The 15593-nt window shown below is 48.8% G+C and carries 14 protein-coding genes; 10 read left to right on the top strand and 4 right to left on the bottom strand.

Features of this window, described 5'->3' with window-relative positions:
- Positions 1-148: 148 nt before the first annotated feature.
- Complete coding sequence (locus MES37_RS05380) at positions 149-559, bottom strand: SRPBCC family protein (protein WP_208856726.1); 411 nt, start codon at positions 557-559, stop codon at positions 149-151.
- 246 nt (positions 560-805) lie between these two features.
- Here MES37_RS05380 and fabI point away from each other — a divergent pair, with 246 nt between their 5' ends.
- The 4 genes from fabI (at position 806) to pdeR (ending at position 7286) form a co-directional block, all read left to right on the top strand.
- Positions 806-1597 carry an enoyl-ACP reductase FabI gene (fabI, locus tag MES37_RS05375; protein ID WP_064546403.1) on the top strand — a complete coding sequence of 264 codons (792 nt, stop codon included), beginning with the start codon at positions 806-808 and terminating at the stop codon, positions 1595-1597.
- A 199-nt stretch (positions 1598-1796) separates the two neighbouring features.
- Positions 1797-2957, top strand: a complete 1161-nt coding sequence (locus tag MES37_RS05370) for a CMD domain-containing protein (protein ID WP_237930326.1) — start codon at positions 1797-1799, stop codon at positions 2955-2957.
- A 101-nt stretch (positions 2958-3058) separates the two neighbouring features.
- Positions 3059-4993 (top strand): exoribonuclease II, encoded by a 1935-nt coding sequence (locus MES37_RS05365; protein ID WP_121813554.1) that lies wholly within the window; start codon positions 3059-3061, stop codon positions 4991-4993.
- Positions 4994-5294: 301 nt separating this feature from the next.
- Positions 5295-7286 carry a cyclic di-GMP phosphodiesterase gene (pdeR, locus tag MES37_RS05360; protein WP_064546397.1) on the top strand — a complete coding sequence of 664 codons (1992 nt, stop codon included), beginning with the start codon at positions 5295-5297 and terminating at the stop codon, positions 7284-7286.
- Between the two features lie 65 nt (positions 7287-7351).
- Here pdeR and MES37_RS05355 read toward each other — a convergent pair whose 3' ends face one another.
- Complete coding sequence (locus MES37_RS05355) at positions 7352-7735, bottom strand: carboxymuconolactone decarboxylase family protein (RefSeq protein ID WP_064546395.1); 384 nt, start codon at positions 7733-7735, stop codon at positions 7352-7354.
- 87 nt (positions 7736-7822) lie between these two features.
- Here MES37_RS05355 and MES37_RS05350 point away from each other — a divergent pair, with 87 nt between their 5' ends.
- Positions 7823-8749, top strand: coding sequence for a LysR family transcriptional regulator (locus MES37_RS05350; RefSeq protein ID WP_232885814.1), 927 nt, complete (start codon positions 7823-7825; stop codon positions 8747-8749).
- Positions 8750-8797: 48 nt separating this feature from the next.
- Here the strand turns inward: MES37_RS05350 and MES37_RS05345 are convergent, their stop codons facing one another.
- Positions 8798-9667: a crotonase/enoyl-CoA hydratase family protein gene (locus MES37_RS05345; protein ID WP_064546391.1), complete on the bottom strand. Its 870-nt coding sequence runs from the start codon at positions 9665-9667 to the stop codon at positions 8798-8800.
- Between the two features lie 217 nt (positions 9668-9884).
- Here MES37_RS05345 and yciZ point away from each other — a divergent pair, with 217 nt between their 5' ends.
- Positions 9885-10067, top strand: a complete 183-nt coding sequence (gene yciZ / locus MES37_RS05340) for a protein YciZ/DeoL (protein WP_064546389.1) — start codon at positions 9885-9887, stop codon at positions 10065-10067.
- Between the two features lie 28 nt (positions 10068-10095).
- On the opposite strand, the gene fsa is transcribed toward yciZ, so the two are convergent.
- Entirely contained in the window at positions 10096-10758 is a 663-nt protein-coding gene (gene fsa, locus MES37_RS05335; RefSeq protein WP_064546384.1) for a fructose-6-phosphate aldolase, read from the bottom strand.
- 132 nt (positions 10759-10890) lie between these two features.
- Here fsa and MES37_RS05330 point away from each other — a divergent pair, with 132 nt between their 5' ends.
- The 4 genes from MES37_RS05330 (at position 10891) to osmB (ending at position 15513) form a co-directional block, all read left to right on the top strand.
- Positions 10891-11790, top strand: a complete 900-nt coding sequence (locus tag MES37_RS05330; RefSeq protein ID WP_237930324.1) for a glycyl-radical enzyme activating protein — start codon at positions 10891-10893, stop codon at positions 11788-11790.
- Between the two features lie 4 nt (positions 11791-11794).
- Complete coding sequence (locus tag MES37_RS05325) at positions 11795-14227, top strand: formate C-acetyltransferase/glycerol dehydratase family glycyl radical enzyme (RefSeq protein WP_237930322.1); 2433 nt, start codon at positions 11795-11797, stop codon at positions 14225-14227.
- Between the two features lie 43 nt (positions 14228-14270).
- Positions 14271-15029 carry a DNA-binding transcriptional regulator YciT gene (gene yciT / locus MES37_RS05320; protein ID WP_064546378.1) on the top strand — a complete coding sequence of 253 codons (759 nt, stop codon included), beginning with the start codon at positions 14271-14273 and terminating at the stop codon, positions 15027-15029.
- 265 nt (positions 15030-15294) lie between these two features.
- Positions 15295-15513 (top strand): osmotically-inducible lipoprotein OsmB, encoded by a 219-nt coding sequence (osmB, locus tag MES37_RS05315; protein WP_237930320.1) that lies wholly within the window; start codon positions 15295-15297, stop codon positions 15511-15513.
- The last annotated feature ends 80 nt before the right edge of the window (positions 15514-15593 follow it).

Here is a 15593-nt window from a genome sequence, read left to right as displayed (position 1 = left end):
ATATAAATCCATTTGCATCACTGCATTATAATTAGCGGGTTAACTTATTTTTGCAAAATGATTGAACACGGCTCAATTGATGTACTCCTATCCACCCTACAACCGCATTGTGCAAGGCGGATAAGTGAAGATGTCAGCCTTTTAAACGTTATGTTTTTGCTTCCACATAACGTGCAAAATTATCCAGAATAGCCTGCCAACCGCTCTTTTGATGCTCGACGGGATATTGCCCATCAGGATCGAATTCCAGACGAACGTCGACACCCTTATCTGCTGGAGTAAACTCCACCTTCGCTTCACGATCGCCAAACTTATATTCTATTAATTTATGCGGCACGATGCGGGTGTAGACACCTGCAAAATCAAATCCCATGCTGCCGTCTTTGGCTTCCATCCGAAATGAGAATGGCCCGCCTTCCCGAAAATCTACCGCTGCAGTCGGCGTATGCCAGTCCGGTGATGCCGTATTCCACTGTTTGATGGCTTCCGGGTCGATATAAGCCTGCCAAACCTTCTCAACAGGTGCATCTACCTGCGTTTCGACATTTATCTTCATCATTACGCTCTCAGTTAGTGACCAGTGAACAAAAAATATCCTCTAAAGCGTAGTACGTGAATCATGGTCTGGCTGTTCCGACCTCTGGTGACGTGATAGCCAGTCAGCCTGGGCGGTAAAAATAAGGTGACACAACTGCAGTGGAGTGGGATATAATTTCACTTTCGTGTTGAAAAATTGTGACTAACTAATCGTAATTTGATGATTTTAAAGTCATAAAATTAGCAGAAACTATAAGGATTCAAAGCTATGGGTTTTCTTACCGGTAAGCGCATTCTGATCACTGGCGTCGCCAGTAAACTCTCCATTGCCTACGGTATCGCACAGGCGATGCACCGCGAAGGTGCTGAACTGGCTTTCACTTACCAGAATGAAAAACTGAAAGGCCGTGTTGAAGGCTTTGCAGCCGATCTGGGTTCAAGCCTGGTCCTGCCGTGTGACGTGGCTGAAGATGCAAGCATCGATGCAATGTTTGCCGAGCTGGCTAAAACCTGGCCGAAGTTTGACGGTTTCGTTCACTCTATCGGTTTCGCACCAGGCGACCAGTTAGATGGCGACTACGTGAATGCAGTTACCCGTGAAGGCTTCAAAATCGCTCATGACATCAGCTCTTACAGCTTTGTCGCAATGGCAAAAGTATGTCGCGAAATGCTCAATCCAGGTTCTGCTCTGCTGACTCTGTCTTACCTGGGTGCTGAGCGTGCAATCCCTAACTACAACGTTATGGGTCTGGCTAAAGCATCTCTGGAAGCAAACGTGCGCTACATGGCAAACGCGATGGGTCCAGAAGGTGTACGTGTTAACGCCATTTCTGCAGGTCCAATCCGTACTCTGGCAGCATCTGGTATTAAAGATTTCCGTAAAATGCTGTCACATTGCGAAGCGGTTACTCCGATTCGTCGTACTGTGACCATTGAAGATGTGGGTAACTCCGCAGCGTTCCTGTGTTCAGACTTGTCTGCCGGTGTTTCCGGTGAAGTTCTGCACGTTGACGGCGGTTTCAGCATCGCTGCCATGAACGAACTGGAACTGAAAGACTAATTCGGTTCATATGGGGTGGGCTGCCGCCTACCCCATAAACTCCCTCGCCTCCCCCCACTTTACTTCCATATACCTTTCCGATATTTATTATCACCGATCATTCTTTTGTCGCCTCACGTGGTTAAGCCAGGATAAAGCAGCAAATCAGGCCTTCAGGTGTCTTACCCAGGCTTGTAAACTCTTTGACCAAGGAACGACCATGGAACAACGCCGAATCTCTGGCAAAGGCCACTGGTATCATGAAACACAGTCCAGCCGCAGCGACGCCGCCGTATTACCGTTAGTTCCCGAGGCCGCTTACCTCGAAAACCGTTTTTTACTCGATCTAGAATTGAGTACCGAGCAACATGCATCCGAAGCAGCCTGGCTTTCTGTCGCCCTCAAGGGCGCGACATGTTTACTGCCTGAAAACAGCCCTGTCACCCGTTTACACACGCTCAGTTGTTATGACAGGTTGAGCACCGCGCTGACTGTCGCGCAAGTGTATGGCGTACAACGGCTGTGCAATCATTACGCCGCACGCCTTGCACCACAACCCGGGCCAGACTCCTCACGCGAGAGCAATCGCCGCCTGACACAAATTACTCAGTACGCCCGCCAGTTGGCCAGCCAGCCCACCTTGATTGATGATAATTCTCGCCAGCAACTCGATGAAGTCGCTCTATCAGTAAATGACATAGTGACATTTAACCAATTGATTGGGTTTATCGGTTTTCAGGCTCGTGTGATTGCCGTCTTTCAGGCGCTTCAGGGTCTACCTGTGCGTTGGCTTCCTGGGCTTGATACCCAACAAGATGCCAGCGCGAATTTGTTCCTTGATGGCGATAAATCCTGGCAACCTGATTTACCCCCTGTCGAGCAACGTTACGCGAACACGCAACAGCTCGATGTTTTGAACCTGAGCCAGTCACAAAGCGTTTTAAACCCCATTGGCTGGCTGCTGGCGCACGATGCTGAACCACTTTCTGTGCTGAGTCAGCTTATCAGCCTGTTACTCCCGCCCGATGGAGAAATCGGTGACGATCTCGTGCTGGTGAACCTGCTGACGGCACGCATTAATGGAAGCGTCAGTTGCTTTAGTCATGCGACTGCTCATTGGCAGGCAGAAAATGGTTTACCCGAAGCGATACGCAATGGAGAACGGGCGCTACAGGCCTGGAGCCACAATCATCCTCGGGAGCGCGCGATCATACAGGCTGTTCGCGTATTAACTCGAGCACCAGGCAGCTTCAGTGCCGCCCAGCTTCAACCCTTATTTGAACAAGGTTTTAGCAACGATGATGCGTTGCGATTACTGGTGATTTCAGGGCTGTATGGCTGGTTGAATCGACTGAAAATTGGGTTGGGAAATGCCAGCTAGACATTGTATATCCCACGTTTTTACGGCAATCATCGCTTGCCGCAATGAGTGGTTTCGCGTAAAACTGTCAGCCGCTCTTTTGGCCACGAAAACTAAAATACATGTTCCAGGATAACCCGCTGCTCGCGCAGCTTAAACAGCAACTGCATTCCCAAACTCCACGCGTTGAAGGCGTGGTTAAAGGCACGGAAAAAGGCTTTGGCTTCCTCGAAGTGGATTCCCAGAAAAGTTACTTTATTCCGCCTCCGCAGATGAAAAAAGTGATGCACGGTGACCGCGTGAGCGCGGTGATTCATACCGACAAGGACCGCGAAACCGCTGAGCCAGAAGAGCTTATCGAACCGTTCCTCAGCCGGTTTGTTGGCCGTGTACAACGTAAAGACGACCGCCTGTCTATCGTGCCGGATCATCCGTTATTACGTGACGCGATTCAGTGTCGTGCGGATCGTAACGTGACGCATGATTTCCAGAATGGCGACTGGGCCGTGGCTGAAATGAAGCGCCACCCGCTGAAAGGCGATCGCGCTTTTTACGCTGAATTAACGCAGTTCATTACCTTCGGCGACGATCATCTTGCCCCGTGGTGGGTGACACTGTCGCGCCACAATCTGGAACGCGAAGCACCTAACGGTGTGTCGACTGAAATGTTAGATGAAGGCCTGGTGCGTGAAGATTTAACCGCCCTTGATTTCGTCACCATTGATAGCGCCAGCACGGAAGATATGGATGATGCGCTGTACGTTGAAGAACTGGCCGACGGAAAATTGCAACTGACGGTTGCCATTGCTGACCCTACCGCCTGGATTGCTGAAGGCAGCAAGCTTGACGGCATCGCCAAAGTTCGCGCATTCACCAACTACCTGCCGGGCTTTAACATCCCGATGCTGCCACGTGAACTATCTGATGACCTGTGTTCATTACGTGCCAACGTCACGCGCCCGGTTGTTGCTTGCCGCATGGTTATCGCGCAAGACGGCAGTATCGATGAAGGCATTAATTTCTTCGTCGCCACCATCGAATCTAAAGCCAAACTGGCCTATGAAGATGTATCCGACTGGCTGGAAGAAAAAGGCGACTGGCAGCCGCCAGGTGACGCCATTGCCAAACAAATCCGTTTGCTGGAACGCGTTTGTCTAAGCCGCGCTGAATGGCGTCGTACGCATGCACTGGTGTTCAAAGACCGCCCTGATTACCGCTTTGTATTAGGTGAAAAAGGCGAAGTATTGGATATCGTCGCTGAGTCGCGTCGTATTGCGAACCGCATCGTTGAAGAAGCCATGATTGCCGCCAACGTCTGTGCGGCCATTGTATTGCGTGAAAAGCTCGGTTTTGGCGTTTATAACGTCCATACCGGTTTTGACCCAGCTAACATTGATCAGCTCGCAAACATGTTGCAAGGCCACGGTCTGGAAGTTGACGCCCAGGAAGTGCTGACGTTGAACGGCTTCTGTAAACTGCGCCGTGAGCTTGATGCACAACCAACCAGTTTCCTTGATAGCCGTATTCGTCGTTACCAGTCATTTGCTGAAATCAGCACTGAACCTGGTCCGCATTACGGTCTTGGCCTCGAAGCTTACGCCACCTGGACTTCACCGATTCGTAAATACGGCGATATGATCAACCATCGTCTGTTAAAGGCGATCATCAAGGGTGAAACCGCAACGCGTCCGCAAGATGAGATCACGGTACAGATGGCGGAGCGTCGTCGTCTGAACCGTATGGCTGAACGCGATGTCGGCGACTGGTTATATGCGCGCTTCCTGCAAGATAAAGCAGGAACAGACACACGCTTTGCAGCTGAAATCATTGATGTCAGCCGTGGCGGGATGCGTGTACGCCTGATTGAAAACGGCGCGGTAGCCTTCATCCCTGCGCCATTCATTCACTCTGTTCGTGATGAAATGGTGTGCAGCCAGGAGCTTGGTACAGTGCAAATTAAAGGTGAAGTCGCCTTTAAAGTGACTGACGTTATCGATGTAACTATCGCAGAAGTGCGTATGGAAACGCGTAGCGTGATTGCCCGTCCAGCAATTTAAACGCAAGTTTAAAAATCTTCCTAAAAAGCTGAACCTTGTGTTCAGCTTTTTTATTGGAACTTTTCCACCGACAACTGGATTTCGGGAAATAGTAACAATGGGGAAATGATTAGAGTTGTAACACTTTTTTTACTTGCGTTGACTCCCGAAAAACTGCCAATCTAGCGCCGAAGATTCAGATTTCTCACATCTTCTGCAAAAACAATGTCTTTTACAGACAGTTGTCGCTTTGAGATCGGTTTTATATTGCTAATATAAATATCAGACTGACACGATATGTCGGCCCGGTTCAGGAGAGAGCATGAAAGACGATTTGGAGCAGAATCTGCTCTACCGTTATTTAGGGACAACCAGCCCATATTGGCGTTTGCCAACCGACAGCAATGCGCTGCAATTAGCAGCCAGCGAAGATTCAGATGTGAGTCAGGTCATCGCTTTGGATCCCGAACAGGCAGAGCAAATCCGCCAAATGACGGTGATTACCTCAAGCGTAACCATGTCAATTTCTTTGTTTGGCAGCGAAGTTTCTGTCCATCTGGTAGGACGAAAAGTATCAAAAAAGGAGTGGGCTGGTACGGCCTCAGCATGGAATGATACCCCTTCTGTTGCGCGTGATTTAGTACAAGGCCTCTCTTTTGCAGAACAGGTGGTTTCTGAGGCAAACTCGGTGATCGTCATTCTCGACCGATTAGGGAATATTCAGCGCTTCAATCGCCTGAGTGAAGAATATACCGGTCTTAAAGAACAAGATGTCATTGGCCAAAACGTCTTTAAATTATTCATGAGCCGTAGTGAAGCCGCCGCATCCAAACGCAATATTAGCGGTTTCTTTCTCAACGGAAACTCTTACGAAGTCGAACGCTGGATAAAAACCCGCAAAGGACAGCGGCTATTTTTGTTTCGCAATAAATTCGTCCACAGTGGCAGTGGCAAGAACGAAATCTATCTGATTTGTTCTGGTACCGACATTACCGAAGAACGCCGCGCACAAGAACGCCTGCGAGTGCTGGCAAATACCGATACGATTACCGGCCTCCCCAATCGCAATGCCATTAATGACCTCATCACTGCCGCTATCGATAATCGCGGTGAAACTCAGGCTGGCATCGTTTATCTGGACCTCGATAACTTTAAAAAAGTGAACGATGCTTATGGCCATATGTTTGGCGATCAGCTTTTGCAGGCGGTGTCGTTAGCGATTTTGAGTTGTCTTGATGATGGGCAAATTCTGGCCCGCCTTGGGGGTGATGAGTTTATTGTTCTGGCTACTGACACTTCGCAAGCCACTCTGGAAGCGATGTCGTCGCGAATTTTAACCCGCCTGAAGCAACCTTTCCGTATCGGGTTAATTGAAGTTTACACCGGTTGTTCGTTAGGTATTTCACTGGCTCCCCAGCATGGTGAAGACCGGGAAAGCGTTATTCGCAACGCAGATACCGCGATGTATACCGCAAAAGAGAGTGGGCGCGGCAAGTTCTGTGTCTTCTCACCGGAAATGAATCAGCGGGTCTTTGAATACTTGTGGCTCGATACCAATTTACGTAAAGCGCTGGAAAACGATCAGCTGGTTATTCACTACCAGCCGAAAATGACCTGGCGCGGCGAAGTCAGAAGCCTGGAGGCGTTGGTTCGCTGGCAATCGCCAGAGCGTGGTTTGATTCCACCACTGGACTTCATTTCCTATGCAGAAGAGTCCGGTTTGATTGTTCCGCTTGGCCGCTGGGTAATGTTGAGCGTGGTTCAACAGGTGGCGAAATGGCGTGATAAAGGTATCAACTTACGCGTCGCGGTGAACGTGTCTGCACGTCAGTTAGCAGACCAAACAATCTTTAGCGATTTGAAGCAAGCACTCAAAGATCTCAACTTTGAGTACTGCCCTATCGATGTCGAACTCACAGAAAGCTGCTTGATTGAAAACGAAGAGTTAGCCCTTTCGGTGATTCAGCAGTTCAGTCGTCTTGGTGCCCAGGTGCATTTGGATGACTTTGGAACGGGTTATTCCTCGCTTTCTCAACTCGCTCGTTTCCCGATTGATGCCATTAAACTCGACCAAAGTTTCGTGCGCGATATTCATAAGCAATCTGTTTCCCAGTCGCTAGTGCGTGCCATCGTTGCAGTGGCGCAGGCTTTGAATTTGCAGGTGATTGCTGAAGGGGTGGAAAACCAAAAAGAAGATGCCTTTCTGACTAAGAATGGTGTCAACGAACGGCAAGGTTATCTGTTTGCGAAACCCATGCCCGCAGCCGTATTCGAACGTTGGTTAAAACGTTATCAAGCCAGAACTGCACGTTAACTGATTTATCAAACAGATAAGTGCCATATCATCCACCTGATATGGCACTTAATAGTGCAGCATAGTTAGTTTTGGTTAGCCCTTTGAGCAAAAACCTCTTTTGCGGCAAACAGCCCGTTAAGTGCGCATGGGAAACCGGCATACACCGCCATTTGCATCATCACTTCAACAATTTCTTGCTCTGAATTGCCAACATTTAATGCCCCTTGAATATGCACTTTGAGCTGTGGTGTCGCATTGCCAAGCGCTGTCAGTGCTGCAACCACCGCAATCTCTCTGGATTTCAAATCGAGACCTGGGCGTGAGTAAATATCACCGAAGGGGAACTCAATCAGCAGTTTTGCGAAATCTGGTGCAATGTCGCTCAAGCTGTTAATGACATTTTCACCTGCATTTCCATCAACTTCTTTTAATTTTGCAAGACCACGTAAGTAGCGTTCGTTTTCCATTTTTTAATCCTTTCAGTTATGGGATGAACGCACTCTAAATTTTCCGCAGCACAGTATCCAATACCCTTTTTGTGATACCTTTTCGGTATGAATGATGCAATCGATCTGCGACAACTTCGTTATTTTCTGGCAGTGAGTGAAGAACTCAATTTCAGCCGTGCTGCGTTACGCCTGCATATTTCGCAACCGCCTTTAAGCCGACAGATCCGCCAACTGGAAGAGCAGCTTGGCGTACAATTATTTCTACGCAGTAAAACTGGGGTGACACTTACCGAGGCGGGTGCAGCATTTTTGCCGGAAGTAAAACTGACTTTGTTGCAGGCTGAAAAAGCGATTGCGGTTGCCCGTGCGTCGAAAGGTCAGGATGGTGGAAGGTTTGTTATCGGCTACACCACAGTGTTCGAACGCAGCATTATCCCTAATGTAACAAATGAATTGACCCAACGTTTTCCTGACTGGCAAATCCTCTCAAAGGGAAACTATTCCGTTAATCTGATTCGTGAAGTGCAAAATGGCACGATGGATGCCGCGTTCGTTGGTTTGCACTCCGATACCCAAGATCTGGCTGTCGAAAAAATCATAAATGACCCGTTAGTCGTGGCTATACCCCAGCATCATCGACTTGCAGCGAAACGTAGCTTAAGTTTCGACGACCTTCGTGGCGAAGCGATATTCTGGTTCGAAAGGCGTATGAATCCTGGTTTTTATGATCATTGTCAGGCGTTTTTCCAGCGCATCAATTTCAAACTTAATGTGATCCCTGAGCCAGCAGATCATCACATCATGCTGGGGCTAATTGCCGAGGGAAACGGGATCGCGCTAGTTCCTGCATCATTGCAATGTATCAAGCGGCAAGGCGTGGTTTTTCGTAAGTTGAGGGAAGAATCTCATCACCTGACGATGGGCATCGCTGTCGTCTGGTCCAGGGAAAATCAGTCGCCTGTTCTGAAAACGTTTCTTGAACAGGTTCATTGTTCCCCTGAACCGCGCAGCAAAAAGAAGACGCCATTCTGAAGAACAGCGCCAACCAACGGCAGAGCCGTATTACAACACTCTTAAACCTTAACTCGCTTTACGCAATACCGTTGCAGTATGGCGGTTTTGCAACTGCACCAGTCTTTCCATATAAGCAATATCCTTAGCTTCGAGGCAGAATGCGGCATCCACCCAGTCTTCAGTGATATCCATTAATTCCGAACGAGGTAACTGGAGGACACGTTGACGGGCGCGCAACATTGCCCGAACACCATTTAGCTTAGGCTGCAAGGTATCGATAAAGGTTCGCGTCGCAAGGTAACCCTGGCCCGGTTCAAATAATTCATCCACCAGGCCAAATTGCTGATGCCACTCAGCAGTATGTGACTCCCCTTTATAAATCAGCTCCTCAGCCAGTTTCATACCAGAGCGACGCGCAACCAGCGAATACGCTCCCATTCCAGGGAACAGGTTAAAGGCGATTTCCGGGAACCCCATGCGCGCATCCCGTTGTGCCAGGACAAAATGGTGCGCAAGTGCGGCTTCAAACCCGCCTCCTAATGCACTCCCTTCGACCATTGCAAGGCTAATCGCTCCACTATCAAAACCGCGGGAAGCCGCATGGACGCAGTCCACACAAGCGCGAGCATAAGCACGAAGTGCTTCACGACGGCCTTGCTGAATTGATTCAACAAAGAAGCCCAAATCGCCCCCCGTGTTATACATGCCTTGCACCAATGAGCCGGTCACCCAAAAATCAACGACAAAACCCTCCTGCTGCACCAGATACCGCAGGTTCATGATTTCTTCGATTAATTTATGGTTGAAACAAGGGCGAGGTTGAGCTCGTAACATCATCCATACAGTGCGTCGTTCTACTTCATAATAGCCAGACAATTGAGTGAATCGAGTAGTGTCCGTGAACAATTTGCAAGTTGGCTGGTTAATGACTGTCATTATCTTATCCTCATGTTATGAAAGCGCGTTACACGCAGGATCAGACTAATCCACTACTGCATTGGTATGAATGTATTGGAGTATTTAATAATTATTACTTATGTATTATTCGATAATTGATTGATGGATAAGAGTAAAAAAGCGCCTTAGCACCTTCTCTTTTGAGGGCTTTTTTTGCATTATGACGGTAACTTTTTCCCGAAAAACAGGATGCACTATGCCGACAGTGGACCCTCTGCAACTCGCAAAGCGTATTGATACCGTGCTGGATATTTTAGTGGGAGGCGATCATACGTCAGCCATTAATAACCTGGAGATTTTGAAAGCTGAATTGCTACTCATCGCAAATGGTGATGAACAAAAAGAAAGCGACTTAAAAAAGTCGCCCTGGGAGATTTGATCTGCTGCCGGCGAAAACCGGCACAGTTTTACAAGCTCAGTGAACCAAACGCCCCTTGCCAGTCCTTTTCGAATGTTGCAATCGCAGCATTCACCGCAGGTGTTGTCAGCAATTGCTCAGTGACATCAACCGGTAACGTAATCGCTTCACAACCCGCCAACAGGCAAGACATAGCCTGATGCGGCGTACGGAAACTGGCGGCCAGAACTTTCGATTGTGGTGCATGAAGCGTCAGCAATTGCTGTAAGTCCTGCACCATTTGAATACCATCGCCACCCTGCGCATCCAGGCGGTTCACATACGGTGCGACATATTCTGCACCTGCCAGCGCTGCCAGTAAGCCTTGCGCGGCACCATAAACCGCTGTCCCGAGTGTTGGGATGCCCAGTGCTTTTAATTGCTTCATTGCCGCCAGGCCTTCGACTGTGGTTGGAACTTTTACCACCAGACCCGGAACGCGTTTCACCAACAACTCGGCTTCTTTCACCATGTCATCAGCTTGTGCGGCAATGACTTGAGCAAATAATTTGCCTTCGCCACCCAGCGCATCCTGCAACGCGGGCAACACTTCCCAAAGGGAAATGCCCGCTTTAGCTACAATTGATGGGTTGGTAGTCACGCCCTGCAAAGGCAAAACACGCGCTAAGCGTTTCACTGCGGCAACGTCAGCAGTATCTAAATACAGTTCCATAAACTCTCCAGATTTGTCGAATATCTCATTGCTCACATCATAACGTCACTGTCTGTTCCTTTGCTGATCGAAATCAATAAAACTTTCATTCGAAAGTAATCTAATTTACGAACAGAAGATAAAGGCGGACTTATGCTATTTAATATCCAACGTTACTCAACACATGATGGTCCAGGTATCCGCACCGTGGTGTTCCTGAAAGGCTGCTCCTTAGGCTGCCGCTGGTGCCAGAATCCTGAAAGCCGTGCACGCAGTCAAGACGTTCTGTTTGATGAGCGCCTATGTCTTGCAGGCTGTGAGTTATGCCCACAAGCGGCTCCCCACGCTATCAGCCGTGTTGACGACTCGTTGGTTATCGCACGTGAGAAATTGCTGGCTGACGATATGGCCGCACTGGCCGACTGCTGCCCCACTCAAGCATTAAGCGTGTGCGGTGAGACACAGAGTGTTGATGCCATCATGCAGAAAGTCTTACGTGATAAACCGTTCTACGAACGTAGCGGTGGCGGTATTACGCTTTCCGGTGGCGAACCTTTTATACAGCCTGATATTGCTGAGCAACTGCTGCGAAAAAGCAAAGAAGCGGGGATTCATACCGCTGTTGAATCTTGCTTGCATGTACCCTGGAAATATATCGAACCGACGCTCGAACATCTCGATTTGCTGCTCGCGGATCTCAAACATGTTGACGCGAAGCGTTTCAAACAATGGACCGATGGCAGCGCCGAACGCGTGCTGGATAACTTCCGCAAGCTGGCGGCACGCAATGTCGAAATGACGATACGGGTGCCATTAATCCCTGACTTTAATGCTGATGAGCAATCTATTCGTGCCATCTGCGATTTTGCCGCCGATGAAATTGGCGTCAAAGCGATTCACTTTTTGCCTTACCACACTTTAGGTATTAACAAATACAAGCTCCTGAATCTCCCTTATACGGCCGCGCACCAACCGCTTGATGCGCCAGAACTGCTGCAATTTGCTGAGCAGTACGCAAGCCAAAAAGGGATGACCGCCTGGATAAGAGGATAAACCGATGACCCAACTGAATCTGAACACCTTAAGCCAACGCATCAAAGATCATAAAGAAGCGTTGATTCATATCGTTAAGCCGCCGGTTTGTACTGAGCGCGCACAACACTATACGGCGATTTATCAGCAACATCAGGACAAGCCATTACCCGTGCGCCGCGCCCTCGCCCTCGCCCATCACCTTGCTGAACGTACTATCTGGATTAAGCATGATGAGCTGATTGTCGGGAACCAGGCAAGCCATGTGCGCGGTGCACCATTTTTTCCTGAATATACGGTAGGTTGGATCGAAACCGAGATCGATGAACTGGGCGACCGCCCTGGCGCTGGCTTCTCGATTTCAGATGCAGATAAAGCGGTAATGCACGAAATTTGCCCCTGGTGGCGCGGCCAGACGGTACAAGATCGCTGCTACGGAATGTTCACCGATGAGCAAAAAGAGTTGCTGGCAACCGGGATTATCAAAGCCGAAGGCAATATGACCTCTGGCGATGCGCACCTGGCGGTCAACTTCCCGCTGTTGCTGGAACTAGGTATTGATGGTTTACGTGCCAAAGTCGCTGAGCGCCGCTCACGCCTGCATCTCACCGACTGGGAAGATTTGCATAAAGAACAGTTCCTGAAAGCTATCGATATTACGTTTGTCGCGTTAAGCGATCATATTCAGCGTTTTGCGGTGCTTGCTAAAGAATTGGCGGCCAGCGAAAAACGTGTTGCACGCCGTGTCGAGTTACTGGCCATGGCCGAAAACTGCGAGCTGATTGCCCACCAAAAGCCAACCTCGTTCTGGCAGGCTTTGCAATTAAGTTACTTCGTGCAGTTAGTCTTGCAGATTGAATCTAACGGTCACTCCGTTTCGTTTGGTCGCCTGGACCAGTTTCTGTATCCGTGGTATCGCCGCGATGTTGAACTTGAGCAAACTTTGGGCCGTGACCAGGCTATCGAGTTGCTGCAAAGCTGCTGGCTGAAGTTGCTCGAAGTTAACAAGATTCGTTCAGGTTCCCACTCGAAAGCATCTGCTGGTAGCCCGCTATACCAAAACGTGACCATTGGTGGCCAAACGCTAGTAAATGGTGAGGCCGTAGACGCGGTAAACCCACTCTCTTACGCCATTCTTGAATCATGCGGTCAGTTACGTTCAACACAGCCAAACTTGAGTGTGCGCTACCACGCAGGGATGAGTAATGACTTCCTCGACGCTTGCGTGCAGGTGATTCGCTGTGGTTTCGGGATGCCAGCGTTTAACAACGATGAAATCGTCATTGAAGAATTTATCAAACTGGGCGTCAGCCGCGAAGATGCTTATGATTATGCCGCTATCGGCTGCATCGAAACTGCGGTTGGTGGCAAGTGGGGTTATCGTTGCACAGGCATGAGTTTCATTAACTTCGCGCGGGTGATGTTGGCGGCGCTGGAACATGGGCGCGATGCAACCAGCGGTAAAATCTTCCAGCCACAACAACATGCGCTCTCCGCAGGCAACTTCACCCAGTTTGATCAGGTGATGAACGCCTGGGATACACAGATTCGCTATTACACTCAGAAATCCATCGAAATCGAATGTGTTGTTGATACCGTTCTGGAAGAAAATGCCCACGATATTCTTTGCTCTGCACTGGTTGATGACTGTATCGAACGCGGTAAGAGCATTAAGCAAGGCGGCGCTAAGTATGACTGGGTTTCAGGTCTGCAAGTCGGTATCGCCAACCTTGGCAACAGCCTTGCTGCGGTGAAAAAACTGGTGTTCGAACAAGGTGTCATTGGCCAGCAACAATTAGCCGAAGCGCTGGCAAATGATTTTGACGGTTTGACGGGTGAGCAACTGCGCCAACGCCTGATTAACAACGCGCCAAAATATGGTAACGATGAAGACGATGTCGATTTACTGCTGGCGCGCGCTTATCAGACGTACATTGATGAGCTAAAGCAGTATCACAATACTCGTTTTGGTCGCGGCCCTATCGGCGGGACATATTACGCAGGGACCTCTTCAATTTCTGCAAACGTGCCGTTTGGTGCTGCAACCATGGCAACACCAGATGGACGCAAAGCGACAACACCGCTGGCAGAAGGCGCAAGCCCCGCTTCAGGAACCGACCGCCTTGGGCCAACAGCCGTAATCAGTTCAGTGGGCAAATTGCCAACCAGTGAAATTCTGGGCGGTGTGCTACTGAATCAGAAACTGAATCCGGCGACACTGGATAACCCACGTGACCGTGAAAAGTTGATGATTATGCTGCGGACTTTCTTCGAAGAGCATAAAGGCTGGCATGTACAATACAACATTGTTTCCCGTGAAACCCTGTTAGATGCCAAACAACATCCTGATAAGTATCGCGATCTGGTGGTTCGTGTAGCAGGTTATTCTGCTTTCTTTACCGCCTTATCTCCGGACGCTCAGGATGATATTATAGCCCGCACAGAACACACACTTTAATAATCCAGGCGGTGCTTTATGCGCCGCCCAAAATTTGGCTGACATGAATTCCAGACAACAAATTATTTTACAGATGGTGATTGATCAAGGTCGCATGAGTGTGACCGATCTCGCTAAAAAAACCGGAGTCTCAGAAGTGACCATTCGCCAGGATCTCAATCTTCTGGAGAAAAAAAACTATCTGAAGCGTATCCATGGCTATGCCGTTCCATTGGATAGCGAAGACGTTGAAACGCGAATGATGAACAATTATTCGCTTAAACGGCATCTTGCTGATTTTGCAGCGACTTTAGTTAACGATGGCGAAACGATTTTTATCGAGAATGGCAGTTGTAATGCGCTGCTGGCGCGGGCACTGGCCGAGCAGAAAAAAATCACGCTGATTACTGTCAGCAGTTACATTGCTCATCTTCTGAAAGATACCGACTGTGAAGTTGTTTTGCTTGGCGGCATCTACCAGAAAAAAAGCGAAAGTATGGTTGGGCCTCTGACACGTCAATTTATCCAGCAGGTGCACTTCAGCAAAGCGTTCATCGGCATTGACGGTTTCTTGCCTGAAACTGGATTCACCAGCCGCGATATGATGCGTGCCGACGTGGTGAATACCGTGTTGGAAAAAGGCAGTGAAATCATTGTTCTGACAGACAGCACCAAGTTTGGTGCGATGCACCCCTACACGCTGGGGCCGATTTCATGTATCAATCGCGTGATCACTGATGACGGTATTAGCGAAATCACCGGTCAGCAACTGCAAGACACTGGTGTTCAAGTTAATATTGTTAAACAATTTCCCATTACGTAATCACGACGTTTAACTGCCTGCATCCCCCGCGGGCAGTCCTCATATCAGAATTATCCTGCACACCCTTTAAGATTATTTACCTGTTGTAATCCACCGTATAAATTAGAATATTTAACAGCGATATAACAGAACGTGATAATCACTGGCGTTATCTTTTAGGTCTATATCGACATGCAGTTTCACGGTAACTTTCTTTAAGTAGGTTAATTGCCTCTATACTTAAAGTGACTTATTTCCGTGAATCAATAATTCAGGAGAGAGTATTATGACCTTAAATAACAAAAAAATTGCTGCCGTTGCTGTGGCCTTGACCGTTGCGATGTCTTTGAGCGCCTGTTCTAACTGGTCTACACGTGACCGTAACACTGCGATTGGTGCCGGTGCAGGTGCTGTAGGTGGCGCGGTCTTAACCGATGGTAGTGCATTGGGTACCTTAGGTGGTGCGGCGGTTGGTGGTATTATTGGCCATCAGGTGAGTAAATAATTTTTGCTGCCAGCAAAAGCGTAAACGCTTTAATAATTATAAAAGCTATAATATTCAGGTCTGACTCCCGGCAGTCATAA

Source organism: Buttiauxella sp. S19-1, from assembly GCF_022134725.1.
Taxonomy (GTDB): domain Bacteria; phylum Pseudomonadota; class Gammaproteobacteria; order Enterobacterales; family Enterobacteriaceae; genus Buttiauxella; species Buttiauxella ferragutiae.
Note: the sequence above shows the minus strand (reverse complement) of the source record. Positions and strands in the feature narration are given on the sequence as shown.